The sequence below is a fragment of the Kitasatospora sp. MY 5-36 genome, assembly GCF_001182915.1.
GTDB lineage: Bacteria > Actinomycetota > Actinomycetes > Streptomycetales > Streptomycetaceae > Kitasatospora.
Genome location: NZ_LFVW01000668.1, coordinates 1 through 6,166 on the forward strand (window position 1 = coordinate 1; position 6,166 = coordinate 6,166).

The following is a 6,166-nucleotide window of genomic DNA, read 5'->3' on the forward strand; positions in this document are numbered from 1 at the left end:
CGGCCCGTCGCCCTCGGACGATCGGCCACCGGGGTGCGGCCAGCCACCGGCGTACGGCCCACCACCCGGGTGCGGACCGTCGCCGGGACGGCCGGGCGGCCCCGTCGGGTGCCTCGGCGGGCGTGTCGGAACCGGCGGGAGCGGTCATGGCGCGCCCCCTCACCCTGCGGCGTCCGGCAGCGGCGCCGGGCAGGTCCCGCCCGGCGTCGTGAGCAGTTCGAAGTGCCAGATCTCGTTGGCGTACACCTGGCACAGCCCGTACCGGGCGCCGTTCTGGATCAGCCAGTAGTCGGCGCTGGTCGGGCCGACGTCCACCGCCTTGCCGCTGACGTGCGCGGACTTCTCCGGCGTGTTGACGAACTTCCGGGCCTGCTCCAGGCTCCCGTACGTGACCACCCCCCGGTCCAGCAGCCGCTGCTGGTAGGCCTTGCTGCGCCAGCCGGAGGTGACGGTCATCTCGATGCCCTTGGCCCGCGCGTCGACGGCCGCCTGCTGCAGGGCCTCGCGCAGCGGACCGTCCAGGTTGCCCACGGCGGGGGAGCCGGTGTCGGAGGGGGTCAGCGTCCGGCCGTCGGGTATCTCCCCGTCCGCCTCCGCCTCCGTCGTGACGGGCGGGGCGGTGACGGGCTGGGCGGTGACGGTGGCCGCCAGGGTGCGCAGGACGGCCTCGGTGCCCGGCGGGTCGGCGGCGCACGCCCCGGCCAGGGCCAGCACCGCCGTCGCGGCGGCGCCCGCGGCCAGCCGCCGCTGCCGTCCGCTCCGCGCGGTCGTCCCCGTGGCCGTCCCCGTCCTCGTCTCCGTGCCCGTGGCCGTGCTGGTCCCCGTCTCCGTCGGGGTGTCCGTCGTGTCCATTTCCTGCCTCCCGGTGGTGCTCGTCCGTTGCCGGACCATTGGAGGAAAGTCGGTGTTGCGAGGACGTCTGCGCAGGCCGATACGTTTTCGATAGGCCCCATCGGGTCCAATGGGTACGAACAGCGGAGCGAGGGAGAACGGCACGTGCGGGTCCTGGTGGTGGAGGACGAGATCTACCTCGCGGAGGCGGTCCAGGCCGGACTGCGGCTGGAGGCGATGGCCTGCGACATCGTCACCGACGGCGACGCGGCGCTGGAGCGCCTGGCCGTCCACAGCTACGACGTCGTCGTCCTCGACCGCGACATCCCCGGCACCCACGGCGACGACGTCTGCCGCAGCATCGTCGAGCAGGCCCTGGGCTGCCGGGTGCTGATGCTCACCGCCGCCGCCCGCCTGAACGAGAAGGTCGCCGGCTTCGAACTCGGCGCCGACGACTACCTCACCAAGCCCTTCGACCTCGCCGAACTCGTCGTCCGGCTGCGCTCCCTGGCCCGCCGCCTGGCCCAGGCCGCGCCGCCCGTCCTGGAGTACGCCGGGCTGCGCCTGGACCCCTTCCGCCGCGAGGTCTACCGCGACGGCCGCTACGTGGGCCTGTCCCGCAAGCAGTTCGCCGTCCTGGAGGTCCTGATGGCGGCGCACGGCGGCGTCATCAGCGCCGAGGACCTGCTGGAACGCGCCTGGGACGAGAACGCCGACCCCTTCACCAACGCGGTCCGCATCACCATCTCCGGCCTGCGCAAACGCCTCGGCGACCCGTGGGTGATCCAGACCGTGCCGGGCGTGGGCTACCGCCTCACCGACCCGCGCCAGGAAGGCACCCCGCAGTGAACCCCGACCCCGACCCCGGTTCCGCCTCCGGGCGCCGTACGGGCGGACGCCGCACCGGAACCCGCCCGCGCCGGCTGACCGCCCGGATGCGCCTGACCCTCAGCTACACCCTCTTCGCCGTCACCGCCGGCGTCCTCTGCCTCGCCGTCGTCTACGTCGGCATGCGCTACGTGCCCAACTACCCCCTCACCTCCTCCAACCCGCGCTACCGCTCCGACGCCCCCTCCCGCCAGGAGATCCTGCGCTCCCTGCTCACCGCCAGCGGCTACGCCCTGGCCCTGCTGACCGCCGTCGGCCTGGTCGGCGGCTGGCTGATCGCCGGCCGGGTGCTGCGCCCGCTGCAGGACATCACCCGCGCCGCCCACCGCGCCGCGGGCGGCGCGCTGGAACACCGCATCGCCCTCACCGGGCCGCGCGACGAGTTCACCGACCTCTCCGACGCCTTCGACGAGATGCTCGCCCGCCTCCAGCACTCCTTCGAGGCCCAGCAGCGCTTCGCCGCCAACGCCTCCCACGAACTGCGCACCCCGCTGGCGATCACCCGCACCATGCTCCAGGTCGCCGCCGCCGACCCGTCCGGCCAGGACTGGGGCCGGCTCGTCAGCCGCCTCCAGGACACCAACCAGCGCGGCATCGAGATCAGCGAGGCCCTGCTCCAGCTCGCCGACCTCGGCCACGCCCCGCCCGACCTCGCCCCCACCGACCTCGCCACCGCCACCGGCGAGGCACTGGCCGCCGTCCGCGACGAGGCCCGGACCCTCGGCGTCACCCTCACCGCCGACCTGCGCCCCGCCCCGACCGCCGGCAACCCCGTCCTGCTGCGCCAGGCGGCCGTCAACCTGCTGCACAACGCGCTGCGGCACAACCTGCCGACCGGCGGGCGGGTCACCGTCGCCACCGGGGCCGACCCCGAACGGCCCGGGCGGGTACGCCTGACCGTCGCCAACACCGGCCCGCGGCTGACGGCGGAGGCCGTGGCCACCTTCACCGAACCGTTCCTGCGCGGCCGCGGGCGCACCGCCGAGACCGACCCGGCCCGCCGCGGCCACGGCCTGGGCCTGGCCATCGTCGCCGCCGTCACCGACGCCCACCACGGGGCCCTCCACCTCGCCCCCGAACCCGCCGGCGGCCTCCGCGCCACCCTCGACCTGCCCGGTCTGCCCGGTTCTCGTTGACGTCACGGTGAAAGAGCCGTGTGGGAAGGTGGCGGCCATGCCGCAGCTCGGTCGCCGCCTCCGTTTCCTCCAGTCCCTCCGGTTCACGTTGGGGCTCGCTCCGACGGGCTTCGCCGCAAGCCGGGAGACCGGCGACCCGGCCCTGGAGCACGCCCTGGCCGGCCCGGCGACGCTCTGCGGCATCCCCCGGCGCCGGGTGACGGTCTACCGGCATCCGTTCGTCGCGAGGAAGCGGCGCGGAAGCTGCCCGCGGTGCAGGGCGAAGGCCGCCGACGCCCCGTCCGGGCCCTGAGCGGAGGCGTCCTCGGAGCCGACCTCGAACGCTTGAAGCCGCGCTCGAACCCGACCGGGACGGCCGTACCGCCTGCCGTCGCCGAGTACGACCGGTCGCCGAGCACGACCGCAGGCGTCCGCCGCCGATCGTCCTCAGCCGGTCACGGGGAAGCGGTCGATGTTGCGTTCCACCCAGGTGCGCAGGTGCGCCAGCGGGGCGCAGGCGTCCGCGCCCAGCGGGGTGAGGCTGTACTCGACCCGCGGGGGGACCTCGGCGTGGATCTCGCGGTGGACCAGGCCGTGCTCCTCCAGCCTGCGCAGGGTCTGGGTGAGGACCTTCGGGCTGACGCCCTGCAGGCGGGTGCGCAGCGCGCCGAAGCGCTGCGGGCCGTCCTCCAGGGCGCCCAGGGCGAGGGCGCTCCACTTGTTGGCCAGCAGGTCGAGCATGTCGCGGCAGGGGCAGGCCGCGGCGTAGACGGACTTGGGGTCGGTGCAGTCGGGGGCGTGGGTCTTCGCCGTACGGGTCGTCGTCACGCGCCGATGGTACCCATTGGTACCCGTCGGGTACTGCTTTGGTACCCAACAGGTACCAATGGTCCTTGCGGGTAACCACTACCTTCCGCATACCGTCTCCGACGTGCCCGGACACCCCGGGCGCCCCGAGGAGGAGAGCCCTGATGACCGCCGTGCCCGCGACGCCCCCGACGCCCGAGACCGCCGGGATCCCGGCGACGATGCCCGCCGTCGCCTACCGCCGGAGCCTGCCGGTCGACGACCCGCGGAGCCTGCTCGACGTCGAGCTGCCGGTGCCCCGGCCGGGCCCGCGCGACCTGCTGGTGCGGGTCGAGGCGGTGGGCGTGAACCCGGTGGACCACAAGGTCCGCCAGAGCGCCGACCCGGGCGGCGAGCCGCGGGTGCTGGGCTGGGACGCGGCCGGCACCGTGGTCGCGGTCGGCCCGCAGACGGAGCTGTTCCGGGTCGGCGACGAGGTGTACTACGCCGGAGCCCTGGACCGGCCCGGCGCCGACTCCCGCTACCACGCGGTGGACGAGCGCCTGGTCGGACGCAAGCCCGCCACCCTCTCCTTCGCCGGGGCCGCCGCGCTCCCGCTGACCGCGCTCACCGCCTGGGAGGGCCTCTTCGAACGCCTCGGCCTGGGCACCGGCGGACCGGAGCAGGGCGGCACCCTGCTGGTGACCGCCGCCGCGGGCGGCGTCGGCTCCCTCGTCACCCAGCTCGCCCGCGCCCTCACCGGCCTGACCGTGATCGGCACCGCCTCCCGCCCGGAATCGGCCGACTTCGCCCGCCGCATGGGCGCCGACCACGTGATCGACCACAGCCGCCCGCTCGGCCCGCAGCTGGCCGAGGTCGCTCCCGGCGGCCTCGACCACGTCTTCAGCACCGTCGCCACCGACCGCAACCTCACCGCCTACGCCGAGGCCCTGAAGCCCTTCGGCGGCATCGTCGCCGTCGACGACTTCGACTCCCTGGACATCGGCGTCCTCAAGGGCAAGAGCATCTCCTTCCACTGGGAGTTCATGTTCACCCGCTCCCTGCACGCCACCGCCGACCGGGCGGTGCAGCACCGCATCCTCGACCGGGTCGCCCGCCTGGTGGACGCGGGCGTCCTCACCACCACCGCCACCCGCGACCTCGGCCCCGTCAACGCCGCCAACCTCCGGGCGGCCCACCGCCTCCAGGAGTCCGGTACGGCGATCGGCAAGACGACCCTCACCGGGTTCTGAGCCGGTGCCCTCCCGCCGCACCGGCCAGATCGAGGCCCTCATCGCCACCGGCGCCGGGGCGGTGGCGGCCCTGGCCGCCCGGGCCCTGCTGTCCGGCGTCTACCAGCACCACGGGCAGGACCCGGCCGTGCCCGCCCGGCTCGACGCCGCCGTCCTGGCCACCGGCGCCGCCACGGCCGCCCTGCTCTACCGGTGGCTGCGCCGCCGCCCGGGAGACTGACCCCCGCCCGCGCCCGCGCCCGCCGGATCCCCGTTTCGCTCGGTTCCGCCCCGGGGCGACCGCACCCACCCCGCCGCAGACGCCACCGCCCGGTGCCGTGGCCGCGTGCGGCGCGTCCGTTGCCGGGCTGTTCGGTCCGGGGTGGTTGCTACAGCACCACCTGCCAGTCGATGCGGTGGTGTCCGGGGGCGTGCCGGTGGGTGTCCGGGGCGAAGTGGTGGAACTGTCGGCCGGTGGTCAGGCTGTCCGTCAGTGCTGTGAACATGTCCGCGAGGCTGGTAGCCCACAGGCTGCCGTCGGCATCGCCCGAGCCGAGGCCCATCTCGTAGACGTGCCCGTAGACGGGACCGGGGAGGTGGTCCACGAGGAGCAGGCCCCCGTCGTTCGGCAGCGCGATGGGTACCCACCAGTGCGCGTGGCTGACCAGGTGGCGCCAGCTCTCGGGGCCGAAGGTCTCCGGGGGGAGGACCTCGGCGAACTCCCGGTGGCGCGTGAGGATGTGCTCCGTGGGGATCAGCCGGTGTCCCAGGGGCAGGAAGGATCCCGGGGGGTACATCTCCCCGTCGGGTGGCTGCGCGACGCCGTCGTGCAGTTCGAGCAGGGCGCGTAGCTGGGGGTGCAGGGCGAAGCCGAGCCCCTCTTCCAGGTGTGCGATCCGGCCGGCGTCGGCCGGCGGCCGCAGGGCCGCGTGATCGGCCGGGGAATGGGCGGCCAACCAGGCGCTGAAGCGCTGCCAGGCCGAGACGAGAGCAAGGGCGTCGGTATTGGTCACGCCGCGACCGTAGGGCCGTGCACCGACAGGTCGGTCACCGACGGATCGGTCACCGAGGCGGTCGCGGGACGTCCTGCGTCGCCGGGGACACCCGTCGTGTCCGATGGAACCCTGCCCCCGTCGGCTTCCCATTCTGCCGCGCGGGGGCGGCCACGGCGTGACACGTCGGACGGGCCGGCTTCCCGCTCCGGCAGGCCGGGCGGGGCCTCCCGGTCAGGGGACGGGCCGTCCCGCCAACCGGTCGGTGCGGCGCGGGAAGTCGGACGGGCGACTCTGCTGGCGAAGTATTCGATCTAGGTCA

The 6,166-nt window shown here is 74.8% G+C and carries 8 protein-coding genes; 5 read left to right on the plus strand and 3 right to left on the minus strand.

Translation table 11 applies throughout. The features are described 5' to 3' along the window. Positions 1–159 precede the first annotated feature (159 nt). Complete coding sequence (locus AE652_RS33110) at positions 160–852, minus strand: M15 family metallopeptidase (RefSeq protein WP_082346132.1); 693 nt, start codon at positions 850–852, stop codon at positions 160–162. A gap of 144 nt (positions 853–996) precedes the next feature. Between AE652_RS33110 and AE652_RS33115 the strand changes: the two genes are divergently transcribed. Genes AE652_RS33115 through AE652_RS33125 form a run of 3 tightly spaced genes read left to right on the plus strand, consistent with a single transcriptional unit; the run spans position 997 to position 3,147 of the window. Continuing rightward, positions 997–1,680 (plus strand): response regulator transcription factor, encoded by a 684-nt coding sequence (locus AE652_RS33115; protein ID WP_049658353.1) that lies wholly within the window; start codon positions 997–999, stop codon positions 1,678–1,680. After that, on the plus strand, positions 1,677–2,855 hold the full coding sequence (locus AE652_RS33120; RefSeq protein WP_234348633.1) for a HAMP domain-containing sensor histidine kinase: 1,179 nt from the start codon (positions 1,677–1,679) through the stop codon (positions 2,853–2,855). Before AE652_RS33115 ends, AE652_RS33120 begins: the two co-directional genes overlap by 4 nt. A gap of 37 nt (positions 2,856–2,892) precedes the next feature. Then, positions 2,893–3,147: a hypothetical protein gene (locus AE652_RS33125; protein WP_049658354.1), complete on the plus strand. Its 255-nt coding sequence runs from the start codon at positions 2,893–2,895 to the stop codon at positions 3,145–3,147. A 134-nt stretch (positions 3,148–3,281) separates the two neighbouring features. Here the strand turns inward: AE652_RS33125 and AE652_RS33130 are convergent, their stop codons facing one another. Continuing rightward, a complete protein-coding gene (locus tag AE652_RS33130; RefSeq protein ID WP_049658356.1) occupies positions 3,282–3,662 on the minus strand; it encodes a helix-turn-helix domain-containing protein in 381 nt (126 codons plus the stop codon). A 200-nt stretch (positions 3,663–3,862) separates the two neighbouring features. On the opposite strand from AE652_RS33130, the gene AE652_RS33135 reads away from it, so the two are divergent. Both AE652_RS33135 and AE652_RS33140 read left to right on the plus strand, forming a co-directional pair. Continuing rightward, positions 3,863–4,873, plus strand: a complete 1,011-nt coding sequence (locus AE652_RS33135; protein WP_082346134.1) for a zinc-binding alcohol dehydrogenase family protein — start codon at positions 3,863–3,865, stop codon at positions 4,871–4,873. A gap of 4 nt (positions 4,874–4,877) precedes the next feature. Continuing rightward, positions 4,878–5,093, plus strand: a complete 216-nt coding sequence (locus AE652_RS33140) for a hypothetical protein (RefSeq protein ID WP_049658359.1) — start codon at positions 4,878–4,880, stop codon at positions 5,091–5,093. A gap of 148 nt (positions 5,094–5,241) precedes the next feature. Here AE652_RS33140 and AE652_RS33145 read toward each other — a convergent pair whose 3' ends face one another. Next, positions 5,242–5,865 carry an SMI1/KNR4 family protein gene (locus AE652_RS33145; protein ID WP_049658362.1) on the minus strand — a complete coding sequence of 208 codons (624 nt, stop codon included), beginning with the start codon at positions 5,863–5,865 and terminating at the stop codon, positions 5,242–5,244. Positions 5,866–6,166: the final 301 nt, after the last annotated feature.

What these genes read in the sequence shown, in the direction of transcription:
- AE652_RS33110 (WP_082346132.1), bottom strand. Translation starts at nt 852, where the DNA reads ATGGACACGACGGACACCCCGACGGAGACGGGGACCAGCACGGCCACG.
- AE652_RS33125 (WP_049658354.1), top strand. Translation starts at nt 2,893, where the DNA reads ATGCCGCAGCTCGGTCGCCGCCTCCGTTTCCTCCAGTCCCTCCGGTTC.
- AE652_RS33135 (WP_082346134.1), top strand. Translation starts at nt 3,863, where the DNA reads ATGCCCGCCGTCGCCTACCGCCGGAGCCTGCCGGTCGACGACCCGCGG.